Here is a 24,421-nt window from a genome sequence, read left to right on the forward strand (position 1 = left end):
GGAACATTGGCAGGAAACCGACTAGACCTGACCGATTTCCGCCAGCCGCCGGCCCGCCGCTCGGGCTAGATTGGCAGCATGGCAACAACCGCCGCGACAGGCTCCCCCACTCCGGACAGCACCCACCCGGGCACCACGATCCCGGACAGCACCCACCCCAACAGCACCCACGAAGCGGCCTCGCATGCCGCCCCGCCCGCCGCGGCCAAGGCGCCCCTCCGGCCGGGACAGATCAGCGGGCTCGGCATCGCCGCCGTGGTGGTCACCGTGGTGCTGTGGGCCTCCGCCTTCGTGGGCATCCGGGCCGTCGGACCCAGCTTCTCCCCCGGGGCGCTGACCCTGGGCCGGCTTTCGGTGGCCGCCGTCGTGCTGGGCCTGGTGGTGTTGCCGCAGTTCCGCAGGGCGGCCGTGTTCCCCAGGGGCCGCGAGTGGTGGCCCATCCTGGCCTACGGCGTGATGTGGTTTGGCGGCTACAACGTTGCCTTGAACGCCGCCGAGCACATGCTCGACGCCGGCACGGCCGCCCTGCTGATCAACGTCAACCCCATTCTGGTGGCCGTGATGGCCGGGATCATCCTGAAGGAAGGCTTCCCGCGCTGGCTGATCATCGGCAGCCTGGTCGCGTTCGGCGGCGTCGCGGTGATTGCCCTCGGTTCCGGCCAGCGCTCGACGGCGGATGTCGCCGGGGTGCTGCTCTGCCTGCTCGCCGCCGCCCTCGCCGCGGTCAGCGTCATCGTGCAGAAGCCGGTGTTGCGGAAGTTCCCCGCGGCCCAGGCCACGTGGTTCGGCATCATGGTGGGCGCCGTGTGCTGCCTGCCTTTCAGCGGCCAGCTCGTCGCCGAACTGCAGGCCGCGCCGCTGCCCGCGACGCTGGGCCTGGTCTACCTCGGCGTCTTCCCCACCGCGATCGCATTCACCACCTGGGCCTACGCCCTCTCCCTGATCGACGCCGGACGGCTCGCCGCCACCACCTACCTGGTGCCGGGCACCACGATCCTGATCTCCTGGCTGGTGCTGGGCGAAATTCCCACCATCTGGGGCCTGGTGGGCGGCGTGATCTGCCTCGCCGGCGTCTCCCTGACCCGGCGCCGGTCCCGCCCGTTTTCCCGCCGGGCTTCCGGGCCGGCCACGAAGCCGGGGGCATAGAGTTCTGAGTATGCCCGCTTCCCTGCCACCCGGCCTGCCGATCGTGCCCGACGGAAACGACTCCGGAAACGACGGCGACGGCGAGCGCACCGGGAATCAGGGCGGGCCGTTCCCGATGTCCGAGGACGAGTTCGAAGCCGCGGTGGGCGACGCCCTGGACCAGATCCCGCCGGAACTGGCGAAGACGATGAACAACGTGGCCGTCTTCATAGAGGACGACTACATCCCGCAGCATGGCGAGGACCCGGACACCGTGCTGCTGGGCCTGTACGAGGGGGTGCCGCTGACTGAGCGGGATTCCTGGTGGGACGCCGGCTCGCTGCCGGACCGGATCACCATCTACCGCCGGCCGATCCTGGAGCTCTGCGCCTCCCGCGCGGACGTGGTCGAGGAAGTAACCGTCACCGTGGTGCATGAGATCGCGCACCACTTCGGCATCAGCGACGAGCGGCTGCACGAGCTCGGCTGGGGCTAGCCGGCCCCGGGGCGACTAGCCTTGGAATCATGGGACACGACCACAGCCACTCGCACGGGATCACGGCGACTTCCAAGCACCGCAAACGCCTGATCGCCGTGCTGGGCATCACCCTTGCCGTGGTCCTGATCCAGGTGGCGGGCGCCTTGATCTCCGGCTCGCTGGCCCTGCTGGCCGACGCCGGGCACATGCTCTCCGACGCAGCTGGCGTTTTCATCGCCTTGCTGGCCGCCTGGATCGCGGCGCGGCCGGCGAGCGATGCGAGGACCTACGGCTACCAGCGGGCCGAGGTCCTGGCCGCGCTGGCCAACGCGCTGGTCCTGATCGTCATTTCCGTGGTCATCTTCACGGAGGCCATCCGGCGGCTCGGTTCGGCCCCCGAGGTGCAGACGGACGTGATGCTCTTTGCCGCCGTCCTTGGCGCGGTCGCCAACCTCGTCTCGCTGCTGATCCTGCGCGGCGCCCAGAAGGAAAGCCTCAACGTCCGCGGCGCCTACCTCGAAGTCCTCGGCGACCTGCTCGGCTCCTTCGCCGTCATTGTCGCGGCCGTGGTCATCATGGCCACCGGCTACCATGCTGCGGACACCATCGCCTCGATCGTGATCGCCCTGATGATCCTGCCCCGGGCCTGGCACCTGCTCCGCGACGTCGTCGACGTGCTCCTCGAAGCCACCCCCAAGGGCGTGGACGTGCAGATGATCCGCGAACATATCCTGGCCGTGGACGGTGTGGTCTCCGTGCACGACATCCACATCTGGACCATCACCTCAGGGGTGCCGGTGTTCTCCGCGCACGTGGTGGTGGAGGACGCGGCCCTCGGCGCCCGCGGGGCGGACCGGGTGCTGGACAAGCTGGTTAGCTGCCTCGGCTCGCACTTCGACACCGAGCACTGCACCTTCCAGCTCGAACCTGCCACGCACGCGGAGCACGAGGCCCACCAGCACGCCTGACGTCCGGCGGCCACGGCGCGACACGCCGATACAAATGTGACCGAATGACATCATTGTTGTTTATGTTATTGATGTGACTCCTGTTGCCAAAGTGATATTTGGCACGTAGCCTCGTCCGTGCTGGGCGATCCGCAGAGGGGCATGTCACCGTGCCAAAATTCCTACCTCGCTCGCGCCAGCCTGAATGCAGCGAGGTTTTCCATGGTTTGGACCCGACCCGGCGGCAGGGCCGCAGCCCTGTGCACCGCCGTCGTGTTGCTGGCAACACTGTCCGCCCCCGCCCAGGCCGCTCCGGCGCCGGCGGGCTCCGTCCCGGGCGTGAGGGTGCCGGCCGCCCCGGATCTCCCCTCGCCGGAGGACATCGCCGCGGCGAAATCCAGTGAAAGCGCGACGGCGGAGCAGGTCACCCGCATCGACCGCCTCCTGGCCGAGGCGGCCACGGCCCGGGACAACGGGCTGGCAGCCTCGCTCGCCGCCAACAACGCCTACGCCGACGCCCTGGTGGAGCTCGGGATCCGGCGGGACGCCGCCAAGCTGGCGGCCGCCAAGGCCTCCGCGGCCGAGGCCGAGCAGACCAAGGCGCGGAAGCTGATCGGCCAGCTCGCCGGGGACCTGTACCGCAACGGCGGAATGACGCCGGCCCTCGGCAGCCTGGTCAGCGGGAACGGCCAGGCCCTGCAGCAGGCCGCCACGCTTGAGGCGGTGGCCGCCGGCCGCACCCGGGCCTTCCAGTCCGCGGAGACCGCCGCCGCTGCCGCCCAGTCGGCCAAGGCCTCCGCGGCCGACGCCGACCGCGCCGCCGACGACGCTGCCCGCACTGCGGAATCGCGCAAGGCCGACGCCGAGCGGGCCAACGAGGCCCGGCAGCGGGCGGTTACCGATGCCGCGGCGCAGCGCACGGTGCTGGTGGACCAGTTGGCCACGCTGCGGAACACCACCGTGGCACTCGAGTCGGCACGGGTGGATGCCCTGGACCGGCAGCGCCAGCAGGCCCAGCTGGCGGCCGTAACGGCTCGCTCCAACCAGCTTCCGGCACCGCAGCCCGCCCGGCCCGGGCAGCCGGCGCCCGCGCCCGCGCCCGCCGTGCCTGCGCCAGCCGTCCCTGCTCCGCCGGCGCCTGCTCCCCCGGCGGCTCCCGATCGTCCCGCGCCGCCAGTCCCCGCGCCCGCGCCCGTTCCGGCGCCCGCACCGGCGCCCCCGCCCGCGCCCGCGCCCGCTCCCGCTCCCGCTCCCGGCGGTTCCAACCAGACGGCGATGTCGGTGGCGCTGGGCAAGACCGGCGCGCCGTATTTCTACCAGTACGGCGGAACCGGCGCGTACGGCTTCGACTGCTCGGGCCTGGTGCAGAACGCCTTCGCAGCGGCCGGCAAGTCCCTGCCCCGCACGGCGTCCGAGCAGTTCGCCCAGGCGCCCGTCCACGTCCCGCTTTCGCAGGCCCAGCCGGGCGACCTGCTGGTGTGGGGCTCCGCTCCGGGGTTCTACCATGTAGCCATCTACCTCGGCGGCGGACGGGTGGTTCAGGCGCTGAATGAGGATGCGGGTATCACCGTGACGGACCTCGCCGCCATGTCCGGGATGCAGCTCCACCCCGTCGCCGCCCGCTACTGACCCCCGGTGCTGATACCCCGTACTGAAGCCCGTACTGACGCCGGCCGGAGGACCTAGGAGAGCACGTCCTTCGTGGCGAACCTGGCGTAGGCGAGCGCCCCGAACACGGCCAGGTACCCGCCCTGCAGCAGGGCGTTGGCGGCGAACGAATCCCAGACGATGGGCTGTCGCAGCAGGTCGGCGAAGTCCAGCCAGCGGTGGCTGAAAAGCCACGGGTGCAGCCACTGAAGCTGCGGCAGCGCATCCGCGACCTGGGCGACGACGGCGAGCACCACCGTGGCCGCCATCGCGCCGACGGGCACGTCCGTGAGGCTGGACATAAACAGGCCGATCGCGGAGAGTCCCACAAGGGACACGGCCAGGTAGGCGGCGATCAGCAGCAGCCGCCCCAGGGCTTCGGCGGCGCCGATCGTGTCGCCGGAGAGCAGGGTCACGGGCCCCACCGGGAAGAGCGCCGCCCCGATGCCGGCCCCCACCAGCGCGACGGTGAGCGGGGCGGCGACGGCGAACACGACGGCGCCGGCGTACTTCACCAGCAGCAGCCGGCCCCGGCCGGCCGGGGCCGCCAGCAGGTACCGCAGGGTCCCCAGGCCCGCCTCGCCGGCGAGGGTGTCGCCGGCCACCACGCCGATCGTCAGAGGGAGGAACAGCGGAACGGCCACCAGCATCGCGGTGACGCCCACGAACAGCCCGTTCTGGCTGATCCGGTCCAGGAACGCGGGCCCGCGGCCCGGCGGCACGGCGGAGGAGAGCCGCACGGCCACGGCGATCAGCACCGGGATGGCGGCCAGGGCGAGCAGCATGGCCCAGGTCCGGCGGCGGCGGAAGAGCACGCCGAGTTCGGAACCGAGCAGGCGCAGGACGGGGGCCCTGGCCGCGGCCGGATGGACAGCTACCGACGGATCACTGGGCAACGTCAAACCCCTCCCCCGTCAGCTCGACGAAGCGGTCCTCGAGGCTGCCCTGCTCCAGGGCAAAGCCGCGCACCCGGACGCCGGCCGCGACGAGGGCCTCCACCACTGCCTCCGGCGTGGGCGCACCGTCGTCGGGCTCGGCAGGCAGCGGCGCGAACAGCAACTCGCCGCCCGCTGCAGCGGTGGCGCCGTCGGCCCGCAGCCCCAGGACGGCCATCACCCGGGCGGCGTCCCCGGGGTCGGGGGTCAGCAGCCGGATCCTGGCGTGCCCGGCCCGTCGCAGCTCCGTCAGCGGGCCCTGCGCCACGAGGCGTCCGGCGCTCATGATGGCCGCGTGGGTACAGATCTGCTCCACCTCGGCGAGCAGGTGGCTGGAGACGAACACCGTGGCGCCGTCGGCCGCGAGGGAACGGACCAGGTGCCGCACCTCGCGGGTGCCCTGCGGGTCCAGGCCGTTGGTTGGCTCGTCCAGCACCAGCAGCTCCCGGGGCACCAGCAGGGCGTTCGCAATGCCGAGGCGCTGCTTCATCCCCAGCGAGTAGGCCCGGACCTTCTTGTCCGCCGCATGCCCCAGCCCCACCCGCTCGAGCGCCGTGCGCACGCGCTCGCGCCGGGTCCCTGCCGGCGCCCCCGGGTCCGCGGCGTCGAAGCGCAGCAGGTTCGCTGCCCCCGAAAGGAACGGGTAGAAGGCCGGACCCTCGACCAGGGCGCCCACCCGCGGCAGCACGGTGCGCAGCTGCCCCGGCATCTCCTCGCCAAGGACGCGCACCGAGCCGCTCGAAGCCGCGGCAAGGCCCAGCATGATGCGGATGGTGGTGGTCTTGCCCGAGCCGTTCGGGCCCAGGAACCCGAAAACGGAACCGCGCGGCACGGCCAGGTCCACGCCGTCGACCGCCAGCTGCCGGCCGAAGCGTTTGCTCAACCCCCGGGTCTCGATGCTCAGTTCGGCGGACGGCGCGACGGCGGTCACCGCCCGGCGGCCGCGGCCTGGAGCCGCTCCAGCGGGACGGATCCGGCGAAGACCCGGCCGTCGTCGAGCATCAGCACGTTCACCAGGGCGGTGGAAAGCAGCCTGCCGCCGGGCACCGGGACGCTCGCCTGGGCCAGCAGCGACGCCGCGCTGCCGGGCCCACCCTGCTGCTCCGGTGCCTTGCCGGCGGCCCCAGTCAGGGCACCTGCCGGGAGTTCGACGACGGATTCCCAGCCGGTCCCGCTGACGTGGACCTTATCCTTGTGGCCTTCCTTGGCGTTGTCCTTGGCCTTGTCATCCGGCCGGCCCTTGGTGCCGTCGGAGTTGTGGTCCGGGACCGGGATTTCCTTGACCGTGGCCCCGGGCGGCGGGCTGAACGAAAAGATTGACGGGTCCGGGGTCTCGAGCGAGAGCTTGGCGAACGCCACGCGGAACGCCGGCTCCGCCTGGCCGCGTGCCTTCACTTCGACGCCGAGCGGCATGCCGCTCTGGCCGTCCACCGAGATCGCCACAGAGGCCAGCAGGGTGGACGAGGACCTCGGCGTGAGCATCAGCTGGTAGGCGGCGCGTCCGGCCACCTGGACATCCGTCCCGACGGAAACGTCGCTGCTCTTCTGGAGCTTCGCCAGAAGCTTTTCGGCCAGCTGGTCCGGGGCGGGCATGGATTCCCGCCCGGAACCATGGCGGGTTTTTCCACCGGCCGGGAGGACGGCATGCGCGGCCGTGTTGTCCTTGGAGTTGTAGAACCAGAGCTCGTCGCCGTGCCGGACGACGTCGCGCTCCGCCAGCCGGTCCAGCACCTGGATGCGGGCGTTCTCCGGGCCGTCACGGTAGATCCGGGCGGTGTGCGGCCCGGTCAGCAGCTCCAGCCAGGCGGTGTCGCCGTTGGATGCTCCCGGTCCGGCCTGCGGGAGTTCCGGCAGGCCAAGGCTGGAGGTTTGGTCCAGCGTGCCGGAGAAAGGCGTGTCGCGGTGCTGGGCGATCAGCGCCAGCACCTGCTCGGGCGATTTGGCCGGCAGCGGGTCGCCCGCGCTGGCCGGCAGGGATCCCGCCAGCACCCCGGCGGCGATCACGGCAGGAACGGTGACGGCCGGCAACCAGCGCAGCCAAGGGCGGGTCATAGCGACCGCGCACCAACATTGCAGCTCATGAATCAACATTACGCCCGGGAACGGCCGGCATCACGGCTTCCCCTCGGATTGCTTCAACTGGGCTACGGCGCCGGTCCGGCCTCCGGGACCACACTGCCGTCGCCGCCGTCGACCGTGATGCGCTGCCCGGTGGGGATCAACGTGGTGGCGTCCGGAACTCCGACCACCGCGGGGATGCCGTATTCCCGGGCGACGACGGCGCCGTGCGAGTTGGGCCCGCCCATCTCCATCACCAGCCCGCCGGCGGTGAGGAACAGCGGCGTCCAGCCCGGGTCCGTGGACGGTGCCACCAGGATCTCGCCGGGCTCCAGCCGCGCGCCCTGCGGGTCCAGGATGACGCGGGCCGCGGCGGTGACGGTGCCGGCCGACGCCGGGGTGCCGCCCAGCACCCCCGCATCCGCCCCCGTCCCGGCGGCGCGGGACCGCAGTGCTTCCGGTTCGGTGCCGTCCGAGAGCAGCACCCGCGGAATATGCCGGCGGCCCAGTTCCCGGGCATAGTCTTCACGGCGCCCCTCCACCACCGTGTGCAGCGGCCGTCCGGCGAGGGCCTCGCGGGCCTCGACCAGGTCAAGGAAGAAGATGTCGTCGGCGTCCGTGATGCGGCCGGCCGCGGCCAGCTCCGTCCCGATGGCCTGCAGTTGTGCGCGCACCGCGGCGAGGGCCTCGACGATGTGGTACTTCGGCAGTTCCCGCAGCCCGGCGAACATCCGGGTGCGCTTCAGTGCCGCCCGCACCAGTGCCGTGCGCAGCCTGCCCCGCTGGCCCGCGGCGGCGGCCAGCCGCTGTATCTGGGCCTCGGCGTCCTGGGCCGCCTTGCGGAACTGCCGGTCCGGGGCCTGGCCGGGATCCTCCAGCCGCAGGTAGTTGGCCAGGACCCCGAGGATGTGGGCCGGGTCCTCGGACCAGCGGGGCACCCCGAGGTCTATTTCCGCCACCGCGCGGTGCCCGTAGTGGCCCAGGAATCCGGCAAGCCCGGACTGCACGACGGCGGGCAGCTCCCGGGCCTGGTAGCGGCGGGCCAGCTCCGGCACCGCCTCGGCGTCGGACCCGGCGCCCGCGAACACTGCCGCGGCGCCGGCGTCGGCCCGGATCGCCTCGGCGAGCTCCCAGAGTGCCAGGTCCATCTCGGTGGTGACGTTGTGGGGCAGCCCCCGCAGCACCTGCTGCAGCGCGCCCGGCCCGGCGCTGGTGCCCAGCAGTTTCCCGGCGGCCGCCAGCAGGGCGAAGCCCAGGGCGGGCAGCGGAAGGATGTTGGGAACCACCGGGAACAGTTCCCTGCCCAGGATGCGCTCCACGTGGTCCAGCCGCTGCACCGCGGTGGACCCTGCCGGCACCGCCAGGGCGGCCCGGAAGCGTTCGCCGAAGCGCTCTGCGCGGCGCAGCGCAGCCTCCGGCCGGACCAGGGCGCGCAGCAGCGACTCCGGAACCCTGGCCCGGGCCGCCACCGGGACAACGTGGCGCAGCAGCCGCCACGGCGAGCGGCTGGTGACGGAGAACCGGGGGTCATCGAAAAAAGACCGAAGCACCGGCGCGGAGCGGGCCTCCATCACGTCGAACACCCGCGGCACAAGGGCCCGTCCGACGCCGTTGCGCAGCACCGGGGTCAGGTCGAAGAACAGCCGCTGCCCGGCCGCGGCGTACGGCGCTGGGCCGTCGTGCGGGTTGGGCACCTCGAAATGCGCCGCCCGGGCTACGGACGAGGCGATCAGCCGGAATCCTGCCAGCCCCATCGGGGTCAGGGGCCGGGTCAGGCCCTGGGCCAGGCTGAAGCACAGGTAAACGCGGGTTCCGCCGGGGGCGTGCTGCCGCTCCGGCAGGGGGTAGAGCGTGGTGATGGGCCGGGACTGGGTCAGCCACGCCGCTCCGCTGTCGTCAATCGCCCATTCGAGATCCTGGGGTGCGCCGAAGTGCACCTCCGCGCGGCGGCCGAGCAGCTCCAGCGCCAGGAGGCCGGCGTCGTCGATACACGGCCGGGTGCCGGCGTCGGACTGGACAACCCGCGCGGTCCCGCCGCCGGGGAGCGGCCGGATGACCACGGCTTTGCTCCCGATCAGGCGCTCGAGGATCCGCCGGGTGGCGCTGTCGACGACGAAGTGGTCAGGATTGACCGCCCCGGACACGACGGCCTCGCCGAGCCCCGGACTGGCATCGATGACCGCCTCATGCCGCCTGCCGGTGACCGGGTTCGCGGTGAACAGGACCCCGGCCACGGCGGCATCCACCATCCGCTGCACCACGACGGCGAGAGCCACGCCCGCGGGGCTGATCCCGTGGCCGGCGCGGTAGCTCACCGCGCGGTCCGTCCAGAGCGAGGCCCAGCACTGGCGGACCGCGGCCAGGACCGCCTCGATACCCACGACGTTGAGGAAGGTGTCCTGCTGGCCGGCGAAACTGGCGAACGGCAGGTCCTCGGCCGTGGCGGACGAGCGGACCGCCACGGGGACATCCGGACCCAGCGCCGCGTACGCCTCGCGGACCGCCAGGGCGACGTCGGCCGGGACGTCCGCCGCCAGGACCAGGTCCCGGGCGTACGCCGCCAGGGTTGCGAGCCCGGGAAGGTCCTCCGGAGAGGCCCCCGCCAGGGACGCGTGCACGGCGTCGAGGCCGGCGCTTTCGGTGGCCCGCCGGTAGGCCTGGGTGGTCAGGCAGAAGCCCGCCGGGACCGGCAGCCCGGCCCGGAGCAGTTCGCCGAGGTTGGCGGCCTTCCCGCCGACGTCGGCCAGCCGTTCCGCCCCGGTCCGCTCCAGGGCCAGGACGAGTCCGGGCTCCGGCTCCTGCGGCTGCGTCCCCGGAACGGATGGATGCTTCACCTGGCGGCCCTCCCTTGGGCGAGGAAGCGTTCGGCCTAGGAGCCGAGCATGGGTCCGAAGCTGGGCCGGTCGGCCAGCCGGGGATCCTCCCGGTCCGGGACCACCATGACCGGGCCCTTGGCGTGGTGCAGGATGCCGTCGGAGGTCGATCCCAGCAGCATCCCGGCGAAGCCGCCCCGGCCGCGGGTGCCCACCACCACGAGTTCCACGTGCCGGCTTGCCTCGACGAGGATGTCGACCGGGGAACCGTCCACGAGCTGGGTTTCGACCTCCAGCCGCGGGAAGTGGCTCTTCAGCCAGGCCACGCCGGCGTCGAGCTGAATCCGGATGTCGGCGAAGAGTGCCTCGCGGTCCATCGGGGCCGGAACCCACGCGAGCGAGCCGCTGTACTGCGGGACGGCGCAGACCACCCGCAGTGGTGCCGAGAGCCGCTCGGCCTGGGCCGCGGCCTCGAGCACCGCCACCCGGGCCTGTTCGGAGCCGTCCACCCCCACCACCACGACGTTTTCGACCGGCTGGTGCCCGGACTTCACCCGTTCGGCGAGGACGTGCTTGTCGTCCGTTGTTTCGCCCAGCCGGTCCCCGCAGATCAGCGGGACGGTCACGGTGGGGCATTTGGCGTGCGCGGGCAGCGCGCTGCTGACCGATCCGAGGAGCCGGCCCACGAAGCCGCCCCGGCCGCGGGTGCCGAAGACCAGCAGTTCGGCGGTCTCCGTCATCTCCAGCAGGACACCGGAGGCATCGCCGTTCTCCACCGAGGCGTCGACGTCGATGTTGTAGCCGGCCACTTTGTCCAGCGCCTGCTTCAGGATCGCCTCGGCCCCTTCGCGGATCACCGAATCATCCACCGTGGCGTAGCCGCCGTCCAGCCCGGACGCGGCGAAGACGGGCACCGAGTAGGCGGTCACGATATGCAGGGGACGACGCCGGCGCTCGGCTTCGCGGGCCGCCCAAACCAGGGCGCAGTGGCTGTGGTCCGAGCCGTCCACGCCGACCACGATCCCCCGGGGAGCATGCTCCCCGGCCGCGTCTCCCGCCGGGTCCGGATGCACCTGTTCTCGGGCCATGGGGTCCGCCTCCTCGCGATACGTGGCTCTGTTGCGGCTATTCTGCCAGAACTGTGCGGGTGCGGGCTCCACCTGCCCGGCGGGCAGGTTTTACCAAGTGTTTACAGACCGTTCGGGCGGCCCGGGAAGCCCCGGAACGGCGGCGATCCGGCGCCTGGCGCCCGTTCGAAACCGCGTAAAACCGCGAAAAATCAAACTGAAGTCTGCCCTGTTCACAGCCGGCAATCTTGGGTATCCTCTGAGGCGTTGCTGAACCGAGACTCGTCTTTCAGATCGTTGGCTCCCCCGTAGAGTGCGCCTGGACGGGTCGATGGAAAAGCATCCCGGGCACAAGTCCGGAATCCGCATTACTCGAGGAAGGACCCCGCAGTGTCGAGCATGCCCGTGTACGGCGGAATCGAACGGACCAGCACTGTGGTCATCGGGACGGGGCTTTCGGGACTGGCGGTGGCCAGCGAGCTGCAGCGCCGCGGGGTCGACGCCATCGTGGTGGACGGACTGGACCTGCTCGGCGCGGGGAACCCTGCCAACACCTCCTCGCTGCAGCGCTGCGACGCGGCGGACGCGGCCACGCTCAGGGAACGCAACGAGATCCTGCGGCACCTGCGCAACTACGCCATCAGCCACAAGCTCGATATCCGCAACGACGTCCGGGCCCTGCAGCTGGACCACCTCGATGCTGACGGGTTCGGCGTCGAAGGGCTGGGCGGCGCCTGCGATGACGTGCCCGCCGGCGCGCACCGGAGGCAGCCGTGGGCGGTCAGCACCCCCAGCGGGATCCTGTACGCCGACCACCTGGTCCTCACCCGCTGCGCGCACAGCCAGCTGCGCCGCATGCTGGCCGAGCTGGGGGTGGCTGCCGGCCAGAACCTGATGGCCGCCATGCACGCGCTCGGCATGTACCTCGTCGGCGTCGGCGAACTGATCACGCCCACGCCCAAGGAAGTCCTGCGCCAGGCCAAGCTGGTGGGCCAGGCCATTTCCGCCAAGGTCAACCCGGAAGGCATGCCGTCCCTGCTCTCCGGCGGCCTGGCCCTGCCGGCCTAAGCGCCTCTAAACGTCTTCGTTTCCCGGGCTGGTTCCCGCGCCGGTGGCGTCGCCGTCCCCGGCGTTGAGGCGGCGCTTCGCCGACAGCGCCAGGGCCACCAGGATGCCCACGGCCACCGCGACGAAGACCACGATGCTCCATGGGAACGGCTGGGAGGCGTCCGGCGCCGGCGTCGGCGCGACCGTTGAGCCAGGCGGGGCGGTGCCCAGCGTCGGCACCGTGCCCGACGCCGGGGCGGTGCCCGATGCTGTACCGGCCGCGCCTGCGGCGGCCGCCGCGGCGGTAAACGTGAAAGTGCCCTCGATCGGATGGCCGTCAGAGCTGGCCACCCGCCACTGCACCGTATAGGGCCCGGCCGGGGCGCCCGCCTTGAGCTTCTGCGAGGCAACGTTGTCCACGATCTGCACCGCGCCGTCGGACCAATTGGTGCCGGCGGCGTCGTTGACCTTGATCTGCGTGCCAAGCGCCAGCGGACGCTCACTGAGGGTAAGTGAAACCGTCCCGGGCGCCGCGGGCACCGTTGCGCCGGCGGCGGGGCTGGTCGATTCCAGCGAGTCATGGGCGGACGCCGCTCCGGCACCCAGCAGCGCGGCGCCCAGCAGGAACGCGACCAGCGCGGTCAGGCCCAGCAGGGCACCGGGAAGTTGTCTGGTCAAACGCATGACTGGCCCGCTCCTAGTGTTGGCTTCCTTACAGACTAGGCGAGTTTGGCGGGTGGGCGCCGTCACGCCCAATAGGATTTAGCTAACACCCCTTTTCCCTCCCGGAGGACCAATGCTTAAGCAGGGCTCTGCACTCGACCGGTATTTCAAGATTTCCGAGCGGGGGTCGAACTTCTCACGCGAGATCCGTGGCGGGTTCGCCACGTTCTTCGCCATGAGCTACATCGTGGTCCTCAATCCGCTGATCCTCTCCGGCCCGGACTCGTCCGGCGGAACGCTCGGCTTCCCGGCAGTCGCCGCCGTCACCGCCTTCGTGGCCGGCATCCTGACCATCCTGATGGGCGCCTGGGCCAAGCATCCCTTCGCGCTGGCCACCGGCCTCGGCGTCAACGCGTTCGTGGCCGTCACGGTCGCCACCAACCCGGGCCTGACCTGGCCGGACATGATGGGCCTGGTGGTCCTCTCCGGCGTCACCATGCTGATCCTGGTGCTCACCGGCTTCCGGACCGCGGTGTTCAAGGCCGTTCCGGAGGGGCTGAAGACCGCGATCGTGGTAGGCATCGGCCTCTTCATCGCCCTGATCGGCCTGGTGAACGCCGGCTTCGTCCGCCGCATCCCGGACGTTGCGGGCACCACCGTCCCCGTGGGCCTCGGCTTCGACGGCAAGCTCCTCGGCTGGCCCACCCTGGTCTTTGTGCTCGGCCTGGTCCTCACCATCGCCCTGGTGGTGCGCAAGGTCAAGGGCGCGATCCTGATCGGCATCGTCAGCTCCACCATCCTGTCCGTGATCCTGGAATTCACGCTGCACATCGGCCCCAGCTTCGACGGCAAGAACTTCAACCCGCAGGGCTGGTCCCTCGTGGCCCCCAAGTTCACCGAATGGGCCGCCCCGGACCTGTCGCTGATCGGCAAAGCCAACCCGTTCGGCGCGTTCGAGCACCTCGGCTTTGTGGCCGCCACCCTGCTGGCTTTTGTGATCCTGCTGAGCATCTTCTTCGACGCCATGGGCACCATGGTGGGCCTGGCCACCGAGGCCGGCACCATCGACAAGGACGGCAACATCCCCAACGTGGACCGGGTGCTGCAGATTGACGCCCTCGGCGCGATCGTGGGCGGCGGCGCGTCCGTCTCCTCCAACCAGATCTACGTCGAATCCGGCGCCGGCATCGGCGAGGGCGCCCGCACCGGCCTGGCCTCCATCGTCACCGGCCTGCTGTTCCTCGTCGCCATGTTCTTCACCCCGCTGATCAACCTGGTGCCGTTCGAAGCGGTGGCTCCGGCGCTCGTCGTCGTCGGCTTCATGATGGTCTCCCAGGTCGGCAAGATCGACTGGCAGGACTGGGGCATCGCGATCCCGGCGTTCCTGACCTTCACGCTGATGCCGTTCACCTACTCGATCGCCAACGGCCTTGGCGCCGGGTTCATCTCGTTCGTGCTGATCCGGCTGGTCCAGGGCCGCGCCCGCGAGGTGCACCCGCTGATGTGGGCTGTGGCCGCCGCGTTCCTGCTGTTCTTCGGCATCGGCCCGATCGAGGCCGCGCTCGGCATCCACTAGGATCCCCGCACCGTCCCGTCCGCCGAGATGACAGTTCGCGGCAGTGTTTTTGGAAAACATTGCCGCGAACTGTCATCTCGGCGGCGTTTAAGCGGAGTTTCCGGGATTTCGGACACTCCGGCGGCGGCGCTGCTGGTTTTCCGGCCTGGGCTGGGGTGAGCTAGGAGCATGCCTTCTCCCGCCCGCGCCACCGATGTCCCGCCGCAGCCCTGGACCGGGAGGTTCGACGGCGACGGCCCCGAGCACCGCCGCTGGTGGCAGGCTGTGACGCCCTATGCACCGCACCGGCCGCCGCACCCCCAGCCTGCCGGCTCCTCCGGCGCCCGGCCGGCCGTCCTCCTCGGCTTCGGCAGCGACGCCGGCGTACGCCGGAACAAGGGCCGGGTGGGGGCCGCCACCGCACCCGCCGCCATCCGCGCCGCGCTCGGCCCGCTCGCCTTCCACCTGGACCGGGAGGTGCACGACGCCGGCGACGTCACCGTCACGGGGGACGCGCTGGAGGCCGGGCAGGCGCGGGCCGGCCTCCAAATCACCGGGCTGCTGGACGCCGGTGCCCTGCCGGTGGTGCTCGGCGGCGGCCACGAGACCGCCTTTGCCAGCTACCTGGGCGTCGCAGGCTCCGCCTCGGTCCGGGAGGGCCTGACGGTGGGCGTGCTGAACCTGGACGCCCACTTCGACCTCCGTGACGAGCCCGTGCCCAGCTCGGGAACCCCGTTCCTGCAGATGGCCCGGGCCGAAGCCGCCGCGGGCCGCGAACTGAAGTACGCCGTCGTCGGGATTTCCGAACCCAACAACACCGCCGCGCTGTTCCGGACCGCGGCAGACCTCGGTGTGGACTACCTGCTGGACGAGGACTGTTCGGCGGACGCAGCGCACGCCTTTGTGGCCGCGTTCCTGGCGCAGGTGGACGCGCTGTACCTGACCATTGACCTGGACGTGCTGCCGGCGTCGGTGGCGCCCGGCGTAAGCGCCCCGGCCGCCTACGGCGTCCCGCTGCCGGTGATCAGCGGCCTCTGCCGGCAGGTGGCCGCCAGCGGGAAGCTGCTGCACCTGGACGTTGCGGAACTGAACCCGGGGTTCGACGTCGACGGCCGCACCGCCAAGGTGGCCGCGCGGCTGATCAACACACTGCTGCGCTAGCGGCACCGCCGCGGCGGAAGCGCTCAGATGGCCGTGAACGGCGCCTCGCCCTCGTCGCCATGCTGTTCCACCGCGCGGCGCTGGCGCAGCCGGTCCAGCCGGTTCATCACCGGCGCCGTCGTTGCACCGTGCAGCACGATCGACATCGCCACCACCAGCCCCACAAAGGCCCAGAGTTGCTCCGCCTGCGCGCCGAAGTTTCCTTGGCCGAGGGCGTAGGCCAGGTAGTACAGCGAGCCGATGCCGCGGATGCCGAAGAAGGAGATCGCGATGCGTTCGCGGGGGCCGGTCTTGCCCCGTGCCAGCCCCAGCCAACCGGCCAGCGGGCGCACCAGCAGCAGGAACGCCAGGGCCACCAGCACCTCGGTCCAGCCGATCCCGGCCAGCAGGCCGCGCGCGATCGCCCCGCCCAGCAGCACCAGGATCACCACCGTCAGAAGCCGCTCCAACTGCTCCACATACGAGTGCATCACCCGGTGGAAGCCGTGCGTGCGCTCGGCGGCGCGGATGGTGACGGCGCAGACGAACACAGCAACGAACCCGTAGCCCGCGACCATCTGGGTCACGCCGTAGGCCAGGAACGTCGCCGCCAGCGCCACGAACCCCTCGGAATGGTTGGACAGCCTGACGCTCTCATGCCGCGCCGTGAAAAAGAGCCGTCCGAGCAGCTTCCCCGTCGCCAGCCCCAGCAGCACGCCGACGCCGATCCGCCAGAGCACGTCCACCGCCAGCCAGTGCCCCAGCCAGCCGGAGGGGGAGGCGCCCGCGAAGCTGATGGCGATCGCGAGGTAGACAAAGGGGAACGCGAGGCCGTCGTTCAGGCCCGCCTCGGACGTCAGCCCGAAGCGGATTTCGTCCTCGCGGCCTGTACCCTCTTCCTCGTCCGCAGGCTCCCCCACCTGCACCTCGGAGGCCAGGACCGGGTCCGTGGGGGCCAGGGCGGCCGCGACAAGCAGCGCCGCGCCCAGGCCGAGGCCCAGGAACCACAGTCCCAGCAGGGTCAGCGCGATGATGCACAGCGGCATGGCAAGGCCGAGCATGCGCCAGGTCGTCGACCACTGCCGGCGCCCGGGCGGCCGGTCCAGCGCGAGCCCGGCGCCCATCAGCGAGACGATGACGCAGACTTCGGTCAAGACGGTGACAAACTCCCCGTACTGCAGGGGATTCGGGTCCGGCAGGGCCGGCATCAGGGTGAACGCCAGCATGCCCGCGCCGAGGAAGACCATGGGCATGGAGAGGGGCGCGTTGCGCAGCAGTTTGGGCAGCACGGCCGCGATGAAAACGGCGATTCCGGCCGCGGTGAAGACAACACTGGGAGCCTCGAACATTGGCCTGTCCTCCTGCCGCAAAACCGGACGCGGGCGTGGAATGGGTCGGGGCGCCGTTCCAACCAGAACGGCGCCCCTCGCCTCAAAAGATATACCGCCACCTGCACACTATCGGCTCCGGGCCGGTAAGCCACGCCGGACAGACTAGAATAGAGGGCGGCCAACCGGCCGGACTCTAGGAAAGACCAGTCAATGAACACACACACCATGCCGGCCCAGGCCGCTGACGCCACGTCCATCAGGCTCTCGTTTGCCAGCGCCCACGAGGTCCACCACGGCCTTGAAACTGCCGTCAACACGCTGATCGCCTCGGCCGTCCAGGACCGCCGCTGCGGGATCCGGGTCACCCGCCACGAGCCCGGCGCGTACACCGTGGCGCTCGACGAGACCGTGCCGTTCGGCGAAACGCACGAGGACATCGCCGCCTAGCCCGCGGGCTGCCAGACGTCGAAGGGCCGGTACGGGGATTTCCCCGCACCGGCCCTTCGCTTTGCCGCTCGCGGCACGGGGGCTTAGCTCCGCCGCACCTGCACGCCGTCGGACTTCAGGAACAGCTGCGGCTCCGGTGCCGCGCCCGGCACCAGCCAGAGCACATTACCGCTGGCCGAGACCTCTTCGACTTCACCGGCCGCCAGCAGCTGTGCGTGCTTCACGATTTCGACCCGGTCGCCCGCCTTGAGGCTCTTCCAGTCGGAGACCGTGGCGGCGAACGCCGTGCGCCTGGACATGACCGTCCCGCGTGATTTCATGAACTTCTACCCCTTTGTAGGTTCGTTTTTCAATTTTTAGGCCACAACATCTTTGGTGTGGGCTTGGTCATATTTTTACTACATTTTCCGGACCCCCGTTGACCGTGTTGCGCACGATTTCGGGGGCGCCGGAAAATCCCTGCCTGCCTCGTATTTTCTTTGCCCTCAGGCCAGATTTCCGACGGCGGATTCGGCGGCCGCCCGGACCTTGCCCGAGGCCAGCAGCGCGTCCGCAGCCTCCAGCTCGGGCGAGAGGAACCGGTCGGTGCCCGGGCCGTCGACGACGTCGCGCAGCGCGGCGATGACCGCGGCCCCCGCCGGGCCCGGGCTCAGGTGGCCGCCGGAGAGCTGGGTGCGGATGTCCAGGGCCCGGGCCGAGGTCACGAGTTCGATGGCCAGCACACGGCGCAGGTTCTCCACCGCGCGGCGGAGTTTGCGGGCCGCGTGCCAGCCCATCGAGACGTGGTCCTCCTGCATCGCGGAGCTCGGGATCGAGTCCACCGACGCCGGCACGGCCAGGCGCTTGTTGTCCGAGACCAGGCCGGCTTGGGTGTACTGCGCGATCATCAGGCCGGAGTCGACGCCGGGATCGGCGGCCAGGAAGGCCGGCAGCCCGTGCGAGCGGGCCGGATCCAGCATCCGGTCGGTGCGGCGCTCGGCGATGGAACTCAGGTCCGCGACGGCAATCGCCAGGAAGTCCAGCACGTAGGCCACCGGGGCGCCGTGAAAGTTGCCGTTGGAGCTGACCCGCCCGTCGGGGAGCACCACCGGGTTGTCGATCGCGGCGGCGAGTTCGCGGGAGGCCACCAGGGCGGCGTGGTCCACGGTGTCACGGACGGCGCCGGCCACCTGGGGGGCGCAGCGCAGCGAGTAGGCGTCCTGGACCTTGGTGTCGTTGATCCGGTGTGAGGCCACGATCGGGGAGTTGGAGAGGACCCGGAGCATGTTGTCCGCGGAGGCGGCCTGTCCCGGGTGCGGCCGCAGCGCGGCGTGCAGCTCGGGCAGGAAGACCTGGTCCGTGCCGAGCAGCGCCTCGACGCTGAGCGCGGCGGTGATGTCCGCCGTCGTGAGCAGCTGGCGGAGGTCCGCGATCGCCATCAGCAGCATGCCGAGCATGCCCTCGGTCCCGTTGACCAGGGCCAGGCCCTCCTTTTCGGCCAGCGTGACGGGTTCGATCCCGTGTTCGGCAAGGAGCTCGGCGACGGGGCGTCGTCCCTTGCCGCTGTTTTTTCCTCCATAGAGTTGACCGTCGGGTCCCGTCGCTTCGCCTTCGCCCATCAGGACCAAAGCGCAGTGCGAGAGCGGCGCGAGGTCTCCCGAGCAGCCGAGCGAGCCGAATTCACGGACCAGCGGGGTGATGCCGGCGTTGAGGACGTCCACCATGGTCTGCAGCACCACGGGACGGACGCCGGTGCGGCCGGAGGCGAGGGTCTTGGCGCGCAGGAACATGATGCCGCGGACCACTTCGCGTTCCACGGCCGGGCCCATGCCGGCGGCGTGGCTGCGGATCAGGGATTTCTGCAGCTGGGTGCGCAGTTCATTGGGGATGTGGCGGTTGGCCAGCGCCCCGAAGCCGGTGGAGATCCCGTAAGCCGGGGTCTCGCTGTGGGCCAGGTCGTCGATGTGGGCGCGGACCTTGGCGACGGCGTCGAGCGCGTCCTGGGCGATAGTGACCTGCGCGTCGTGGCGGGCGACGGCGACGACGTCCTCGGGGGTTACGCCGCTGGAGCCGAGGGTGACAGTGAGCGGCGAGTGGGTGGTTAAGGTCATTGGGGTCTACCTAAATCTGATCGTTTTGAGCCGGATTTCCCCATCGATTGCTCCGTAACGGCCCTTTTCAGGGCTCAAAACGGCACTTACGGAGCAATCGACGGGGTTTTCGCGGGCTGGGCTAGCGGGACTCTGGGGCCACACGGACAGAGTTCCCTGGCCGAGCTTGCGAGGTTAGGGAGTCCGTGGGGAGCATGGGGATGCGGACGCCGCGTTCCTTGGCGACCTCGACGGCGCGGTCGTAGCCGGCGTCGACGTGGCGGATGACGCCCATGCCGGGGTCGTTGGTGAGGAGGCGTTCGAGCTTCTGCGCTGCGAGGTCGGTGCCGTCGGCCACCGAGACCTGGCCGGCGTGGATGGAGCGGCCGATGCCGACGCCGCCGCCGTGGTGGATCGATACCCAAGTGGCGCCGGAGGCGGTGTTGAGCAGGGCGTTGAGCAGCGGCCAGTCGGCGATCGCGTCGGAGCCGTCGGCCATGTCCTCGGTCTCGCGGTACGGCGAGGCGACAGAGCCGGAGTCCAGGTGGTCGCGGCCGATTACGATCGGGGCCTTGACCTTGCCCTCCTTCACGAGCTGGTTGAACAGCAGGCCGGCCTTGGCGCGGTCGCCGTAGCCCAGCCAGCAGATGCGGGCTGGCAGGCCTTCGAATTCCACCCGGTCCTGCGCGGCGTCGATCCAGCGGCGCAGGTGCTTGTTCTCCGGGAAGAGTTCCTTGATGGCGGCGTCCGTCACGGCGATGTCCTCCGGGTCGCCGGAGAGGGCCACCCAGCGGAACGGGCCCAGGCCCTCGCAGAACAGCGGGCGGATGTAGGCGGGGACGAAGCCGGGGAATTCGAAGGCGCGGTTGTAGCCGCCCTTGCGGGCCTCGTCGCGGATGGAGTTGCCGTAGTCGAACACCTCGGCGCCGGCGTCCTGGAATTCGACCATGGCCTGGACGTGCTTGGCCATCGAGGCCTGGGCCTTCTTGGTGAAGCCTTCCGGGTCGGCGGCGGCCTCGCGGTGCCATTCCTCGACCGTGATGCCTTCGGGCAGGTAGCTCAGGGGGTCGTGCGCGGAGGTCTGGTCCGTGACGATGTCCACGGTGAGCTCGCCGGCGTTGTGGCGGCGCAGGATTTCCGGGAAGACGGTGGCGGCGTTGCCGACGTAGCCCACCGACCAGCCGCGGCGTTCTTCCTTGGCTTTCAGGACCTTGGCGATGGCGGTGTCGAGGTCGGTCTCCACCTCGTCAAGGTAGCGCTTGCCGGCGCGGCGGCGCAGGTGGCTCTCGTCGACGTCGACGATCAGGCAGGCGCCGTCGTTCAGGGTGACGGCGAGCGGCTGGGCGCCGCCCATGCCGCCGCAGCCGCCGGTGAGGGTCAGGGTGCCGGCGAGGGTGCCGTTTTCGTCCCCGGTGAGCTTGCGGGCGATCGCGGCGAAGGTCTCGAAAGTGCCCTGCAGGATGCCCTGGGTGCCGATGTAGATCCAGGACCCGGCGGTCATCTGGCCGTACATCATCAGGCCCTCGGCCTCGAGCCGGCGGAATTCGGGCCAGGTGGCCCAGTCGCCGACGAGGTTGGAGTTGGCCAGCAGCACGCGCGGGGCCCATTCGTTGGTGCGGAAGACGCCGACCGGCTTGCCGGACTGGACCAGCAGGGTCTCGTCCTTTTCCATGGTTTCCAGCGTGCGGGTGATGGCGTCGAACGCGGCCCAGGACCGGACGGCGCGGCCGGTGCCGCCGTAGACCACCAGGTCATCGGGGCGCTCGGCGACCTCGGGGTCCAGGTTGTTCATCAGCATGCGCAGCGGGGCTTCGGTCTGCCAGCTCTTGGCGGTGAGCTCGGCGCCGCGGGCTGCTTTGACCGGGCGGGCACCGGTGGTGAAATCGGCGGGTGCCATGGGGGCTCCTTCGTTCTCTGGGGTGGTTCGCGGGAAGAGGTTCTGTATCAACTAAAGCCTGTCCGGAGGCCCGTAAACAGGGGGTTCGAACGGGTGCTGTCCGGGATGCCAGACCGAACTAACTGGCAGTTGTTGTCGTTTTGCGGCGACTAAACGACAACTACTGCGGGCTGGTTGGGCTGGGGCGGCCGTGGATCCGTGCCGAGAGGTCATCCGCGGCCTTTTTGACCCGCGCGGCCAGGACCGGCCACTGCTCGGCGGGCAGTTTGTCCTCGAGGAAGGTCACGGCGACGGCGGCGGTGGGCCAGCCGGTGTGGTCCGTCACGGCGGCGGCGATCGAGCCGAAGCCCGGCGTCACCTCGCCGTGTTCGGTGGCGTAGCCGCGCTGCCGGACCTGGTCCAGGTGCGAGGAAAGCGTGGAGTACTTGGTGATGGGCGATTCCGTCTCATGCCGCGCACTGAACGCGGCGGCGTTCGGGTACAGCGCCCTCACCTGGGACTTCGGCAGCGCCGCCAGGATCGCGCGCCCGCTGGCGGTGAGGTGGCTGGGCAGCCGGACGCCGACGTCGGTCACCAGCGAGGGCCGGTTCTTGGCCCGCTCCTCGACAATGTAGAGCACGTCCCGGCCATGCAGCACGGCCAGGTGGGCGCTCTCGCCGATCACGTCCACGAGCGTCGCCAGCATGGGCCGGCCCAGCCGGGAGAGCGGCTCCTGGCGGGAATAGGCGCTGCTGAGTTCGAAGGCGCTGATGCCGAGGCCGTAGCGCTGTTCCTCGTGCAGGTGCAGCACAAAGCCGTTCGCCTCCATCACCCCCAGCAGGTGGTAGACGCTGGAGCGCGGCAGGCCCAGGGAGGTGGCAATGTTCGACGCCGCCATCGGCCCGCGTTTGGAGGCCAGCAGCTTCAGGATGCGCAGCGTGTTCTCGGCCGCCGGCACCTTGGACGCGGCCCTGGCGGATTTGGCGGCGGGCTTCGGCGCGGCACTGGCGGCCGCGTCTGGCGGGGTGATGGCGGCTGACATATGGTCCTCTTCGACGTCGGGCGGTGTCCGGTATCCCGTACTTAAGCATGCACCCTGGCTACCGGCGCCGTCGGGCAAGAAGCTCCGGGCGGCGTCTGGAATACCAGACATTGCCGGCGCTCCGCGGGACTTACTCCCCTAGCCCGGCGGCGGGCGGCAGTGCTTCGCTGGACCCACGCCCGGAACACGAGGAGGACCGCCGTGCGCTGGCTCGCAGGACTGTTTCTGGTCGCCCACGGCCTCGTCCACTTGGCCATTTGGTTGCCGCGGCCGGACGCGAAGGCGCCGTTCGACGTCGGCCGGTCCCCGTTTGCCGGGGAGGTGCGCCGGCTGGCCGCTGCCCTGGCCATCGCCTCGGCGGCGGTGCTGGGCCTCGGCGGCCTGGGGGTCCTGGTGGCGGCGCCGTGGTGGATTCCGGTCACGGTTGCCGGGGCGGGGATCTCCGCGGCCCTGCTGCTGCTCACATTCAACCCGTGGTGGCTGATCGGGCTGGGCATCAATGCCGCCATTATCGTCCTGGCCCTGCAGCAGGGGTGACGCGGGCGTGGTCGGCGGTGGGAGCCTGCAGGAAGCCGGGCTGAAAGCCGTCAAGGCCGTGCACACGCTGGCCTGGTTCAGCATCGAGGCGTCGATGGTGTACGTCCTCTACGCCGGGATCCGGGGGCGCTCCGACCGGCGGGCCGGCATTGCCGGCGCCGTCGTGTTCGCCGAAACGGCGATCTTCGCGGGCAACGGCTTCCACTGCCCGCTGACGGCGGTCGCGCAACGCCTCGGCGACGAGAGCGGCTCCGTGACTGACATTTACCTGCCCCAGTGGTTTGCCCGGAGCCTGCCGGCGATCCACGTGCCGCTGATCGTGCTGGCCGTGGCTCTGCACTGGCGCAACCTCCGGGCCGGCCGCAGGTCACGGAATCCCCGTGCACGGGAGGCATCCCCGGCGCCTGGCTGACGCCCTGAGCCGGTTAGCGGTGCGGCGAAATGTCCCACGGCATGGAGCACCGCGAACGGCACCCGGGTTGGCCCTTGCCGGGCCAGGCGCGGCCGAAAGAGCGGTTGCACGGACAGCGCTCCGGCGTGTTCGGATTGCGGATCACCCGGAAGCGCGGCGGCTTGATGCGGTCACTGTAGTCAAGCGTCGCCCCGGCGAGAACTGCGCCGGCTGTGGCGCTGACAAAGAGTTCGGCGCCGGGGCAGCCGTAGCGGGCGTCGCCCTCGCCCTGCGGGTCCTGAGTAAAGACGTAGGTCCGCCCGCAGCAGCCGCCGTCCTCGACGTCGATGCGCGCGCTGCCACCGAGGACCTCCAACTGGCGGATGGCCGCGGCCGTTACGGCAAATGGCGGCAGGATCGTCTCGCTCACGCGCCCACTCTAACCACCCGCCAAGCCACCTCCGCCCAAGGCGGGCGGCCCGGCGCGGGCCTACAGTTAATTATGGTTCCGCTGAGTAACATGCTGGCGTTTGCACTGGCTTCGGCCGTGCTGATTGCCGTCCCCGGACCCAGTGTGCTGTTTGTGATCGGCCGGACCCTCGCCCTGGGCCGCAGGGGCGGGCTGCTGAGTGTGCTGGGGAATGCGCTGGGAGAACTGCTGCAGATCGCGGCGGTGGCCCTGGGGGTGGGCGTCGTCCTGGCCCAGTCGGTAGCGCTCTTCAGCGTGGTGAAGTTCGCCGGGGCCGCCTACTTGATCTACCTCGGCGTCCAGGCGATCCGGCACCGCGGCGGAACGACGGCAGCCCGGGGTCCGGCACGGTCCGCTTCCGCCCGGCGGGTGCTGCGGGAGGGCTTCATTGTGGGGGCAACAAACCCCAAGTCGGTCGTCTTTTTTGTTGCCGTGCTGCCTCAGTTCGTCGACTATCACGCCGGAGCGATCCCGCTCCAGCTCGCCACCCTCGGCGCGGTGTTCCTGATGATCGCCCTGGTCTCGGACAGTGCCTGGGCGCTGGCCGCCGGGACCGCCCGGCAGTGGTTTGCCCGGTCACCGCGGCGGATCTCCGCCCTAGGCACCACCGGCGGGATCATGATGATCGGCCTGGGCGGCACCCTGGCCCTCGTCGGGCAGGCCGGGGAGCTACCCGCGGGTAAGTAGTTTTCAGGTGCGGCCCAAGTGGTCTGGGGGTGCCAAAGGGGTAGCTGTTACTCGTGTTACTGACGACGGCGGATCGTACAGTTGGCCTACGACGTTA

Annotated in this window: 23 protein-coding genes; 11 read left to right on the forward strand and 12 right to left on the reverse strand. The window is 70.7% G+C overall.

Annotated features, from left to right (window positions below; translation table 11 throughout):
- Nucleotides 1-78: 78 nt before the first annotated feature.
- The 4 genes from E7Y32_RS03955 (at nucleotide 79) to E7Y32_RS03970 (ending at nucleotide 4,179) form a co-directional block, all read left to right on the forward strand.
- Nucleotides 79-1,146 carry a DMT family transporter gene (locus E7Y32_RS03955; RefSeq protein ID WP_146335978.1) on the forward strand — a complete coding sequence of 356 codons (1,068 nt, stop codon included), beginning with the start codon at nucleotides 79-81 and terminating at the stop codon, nucleotides 1,144-1,146.
- A gap of 10 nt (nucleotides 1,147-1,156) precedes the next feature.
- Nucleotides 1,157-1,621 (forward strand): metallopeptidase family protein, encoded by a 465-nt coding sequence (locus E7Y32_RS03960; protein ID WP_146335979.1) that lies wholly within the window; start codon nucleotides 1,157-1,159, stop codon nucleotides 1,619-1,621.
- Nucleotides 1,622-1,650: 29 nt separating this feature from the next.
- Entirely contained in the window at nucleotides 1,651-2,571 is a 921-nt protein-coding gene (locus E7Y32_RS03965) for a cation diffusion facilitator family transporter (RefSeq protein ID WP_146335980.1), read from the forward strand.
- Nucleotides 2,572-2,772: 201 nt separating this feature from the next.
- A complete protein-coding gene (locus E7Y32_RS03970; RefSeq protein ID WP_146335981.1) occupies nucleotides 2,773-4,179 on the forward strand; it encodes a C40 family peptidase in 1,407 nt (468 codons plus the stop codon).
- A 53-nt stretch (nucleotides 4,180-4,232) separates the two neighbouring features.
- Here E7Y32_RS03970 and E7Y32_RS03975 read toward each other — a convergent pair whose 3' ends face one another.
- From E7Y32_RS03975 to E7Y32_RS03995, 5 genes are all read right to left on the reverse strand, one after another.
- The gene (locus E7Y32_RS03975) at nucleotides 4,233-4,982 is read right to left on the reverse strand and encodes an ABC transporter permease (RefSeq protein ID WP_261382596.1); all 750 of its coding nucleotides are present in this window, start codon (nucleotides 4,980-4,982) and stop codon (nucleotides 4,233-4,235) included.
- 100 nt (nucleotides 4,983-5,082) lie between these two features.
- Nucleotides 5,083-6,063, reverse strand: coding sequence for an ABC transporter ATP-binding protein (locus E7Y32_RS03980; RefSeq protein WP_146335982.1), 981 nt, complete (start codon nucleotides 6,061-6,063; stop codon nucleotides 5,083-5,085).
- The gene (locus E7Y32_RS03985) at nucleotides 6,060-7,184 is read right to left on the reverse strand and encodes a hypothetical protein (protein ID WP_146335983.1); all 1,125 of its coding nucleotides are present in this window, start codon (nucleotides 7,182-7,184) and stop codon (nucleotides 6,060-6,062) included. The genes E7Y32_RS03980 and E7Y32_RS03985 overlap by 4 nt, the downstream gene beginning before the upstream one ends.
- Before the next feature lie 92 nt (nucleotides 7,185-7,276).
- On the reverse strand, nucleotides 7,277-10,024 hold the full coding sequence (locus E7Y32_RS03990; RefSeq protein ID WP_146335984.1) for a PEP/pyruvate-binding domain-containing protein: 2,748 nt from the start codon (nucleotides 10,022-10,024) through the stop codon (nucleotides 7,277-7,279).
- 35 nt (nucleotides 10,025-10,059) lie between these two features.
- Nucleotides 10,060-11,091 (reverse strand): universal stress protein, encoded by a 1,032-nt coding sequence (locus tag E7Y32_RS03995; protein WP_146335985.1) that lies wholly within the window; start codon nucleotides 11,089-11,091, stop codon nucleotides 10,060-10,062.
- A gap of 378 nt (nucleotides 11,092-11,469) precedes the next feature.
- Here E7Y32_RS03995 and E7Y32_RS04000 point away from each other — a divergent pair, with 378 nt between their 5' ends.
- Nucleotides 11,470-12,138 carry an FAD-binding protein gene (locus E7Y32_RS04000; protein ID WP_146338208.1) on the forward strand — a complete coding sequence of 223 codons (669 nt, stop codon included), beginning with the start codon at nucleotides 11,470-11,472 and terminating at the stop codon, nucleotides 12,136-12,138.
- Between the two features lie 6 nt (nucleotides 12,139-12,144).
- On the opposite strand, the gene E7Y32_RS04005 is transcribed toward E7Y32_RS04000, so the two are convergent.
- Nucleotides 12,145-12,801, reverse strand: coding sequence for a copper resistance CopC family protein (locus tag E7Y32_RS04005; RefSeq protein WP_146335986.1), 657 nt, complete (start codon nucleotides 12,799-12,801; stop codon nucleotides 12,145-12,147).
- Between the two features lie 112 nt (nucleotides 12,802-12,913).
- On the opposite strand from E7Y32_RS04005, the gene E7Y32_RS04010 reads away from it, so the two are divergent.
- A complete protein-coding gene (locus tag E7Y32_RS04010) occupies nucleotides 12,914-14,356 on the forward strand; it encodes an NCS2 family permease (protein ID WP_146335987.1) in 1,443 nt (480 codons plus the stop codon).
- Between the two features lie 168 nt (nucleotides 14,357-14,524).
- Complete coding sequence (hutG, locus tag E7Y32_RS04015) at nucleotides 14,525-15,496, forward strand: formimidoylglutamase (RefSeq protein WP_146335988.1); 972 nt, start codon at nucleotides 14,525-14,527, stop codon at nucleotides 15,494-15,496.
- Nucleotides 15,497-15,519: 23 nt separating this feature from the next.
- On the opposite strand, the gene E7Y32_RS04020 is transcribed toward hutG, so the two are convergent.
- Nucleotides 15,520-16,824 (reverse strand): sodium:proton antiporter, encoded by a 1,305-nt coding sequence (locus E7Y32_RS04020; protein ID WP_146335989.1) that lies wholly within the window; start codon nucleotides 16,822-16,824, stop codon nucleotides 15,520-15,522.
- 192 nt (nucleotides 16,825-17,016) lie between these two features.
- On the opposite strand from E7Y32_RS04020, the gene E7Y32_RS04025 reads away from it, so the two are divergent.
- Complete coding sequence (locus tag E7Y32_RS04025) at nucleotides 17,017-17,253, forward strand: hypothetical protein (RefSeq protein WP_186467036.1); 237 nt, start codon at nucleotides 17,017-17,019, stop codon at nucleotides 17,251-17,253.
- Nucleotides 17,254-17,336: 83 nt separating this feature from the next.
- On the opposite strand, the gene E7Y32_RS04030 is transcribed toward E7Y32_RS04025, so the two are convergent.
- From E7Y32_RS04030 to E7Y32_RS04045, 4 genes are all read right to left on the reverse strand, one after another.
- A complete protein-coding gene (locus E7Y32_RS04030; protein WP_146335990.1) occupies nucleotides 17,337-17,573 on the reverse strand; it encodes a hypothetical protein in 237 nt (78 codons plus the stop codon).
- A 165-nt stretch (nucleotides 17,574-17,738) separates the two neighbouring features.
- Nucleotides 17,739-19,343 carry a histidine ammonia-lyase gene (gene hutH / locus E7Y32_RS04035; RefSeq protein ID WP_146335991.1) on the reverse strand — a complete coding sequence of 535 codons (1,605 nt, stop codon included), beginning with the start codon at nucleotides 19,341-19,343 and terminating at the stop codon, nucleotides 17,739-17,741.
- Nucleotides 19,344-19,464: 121 nt separating this feature from the next.
- Nucleotides 19,465-21,219: a urocanate hydratase gene (locus tag E7Y32_RS04040; protein ID WP_146335992.1), complete on the reverse strand. Its 1,755-nt coding sequence runs from the start codon at nucleotides 21,217-21,219 to the stop codon at nucleotides 19,465-19,467.
- A 160-nt stretch (nucleotides 21,220-21,379) separates the two neighbouring features.
- A complete protein-coding gene (locus E7Y32_RS04045) occupies nucleotides 21,380-22,240 on the reverse strand; it encodes an IclR family transcriptional regulator (protein WP_186467037.1) in 861 nt (286 codons plus the stop codon).
- Between the two features lie 201 nt (nucleotides 22,241-22,441).
- Between E7Y32_RS04045 and E7Y32_RS04050 the strand changes: the two genes are divergently transcribed.
- Together E7Y32_RS04050 and E7Y32_RS04055 are read left to right on the forward strand one after the other, a co-directional pair.
- A complete protein-coding gene (locus E7Y32_RS04050) occupies nucleotides 22,442-22,777 on the forward strand; it encodes a hypothetical protein (protein WP_146335993.1) in 336 nt (111 codons plus the stop codon).
- Between the two features lie 7 nt (nucleotides 22,778-22,784).
- Nucleotides 22,785-23,189: a hypothetical protein gene (locus tag E7Y32_RS04055; protein WP_261382530.1), complete on the forward strand. Its 405-nt coding sequence runs from the start codon at nucleotides 22,785-22,787 to the stop codon at nucleotides 23,187-23,189.
- Nucleotides 23,190-23,202: 13 nt separating this feature from the next.
- Here the strand turns inward: E7Y32_RS04055 and E7Y32_RS04060 are convergent, their stop codons facing one another.
- Nucleotides 23,203-23,598: an iron-sulfur cluster assembly accessory protein gene (locus tag E7Y32_RS04060; protein WP_186467038.1), complete on the reverse strand. Its 396-nt coding sequence runs from the start codon at nucleotides 23,596-23,598 to the stop codon at nucleotides 23,203-23,205.
- A gap of 72 nt (nucleotides 23,599-23,670) precedes the next feature.
- On the opposite strand from E7Y32_RS04060, the gene E7Y32_RS04065 reads away from it, so the two are divergent.
- Entirely contained in the window at nucleotides 23,671-24,324 is a 654-nt protein-coding gene (locus E7Y32_RS04065) for a LysE family translocator (RefSeq protein WP_146335994.1), read from the forward strand.
- Nucleotides 24,325-24,421: the final 97 nt, after the last annotated feature.

The sequence above is a fragment of the Arthrobacter sp. UKPF54-2 genome (genome assembly GCF_007858535.1).
Lineage (GTDB): Bacteria > Actinomycetota > Actinomycetes > Actinomycetales > Micrococcaceae > Arthrobacter.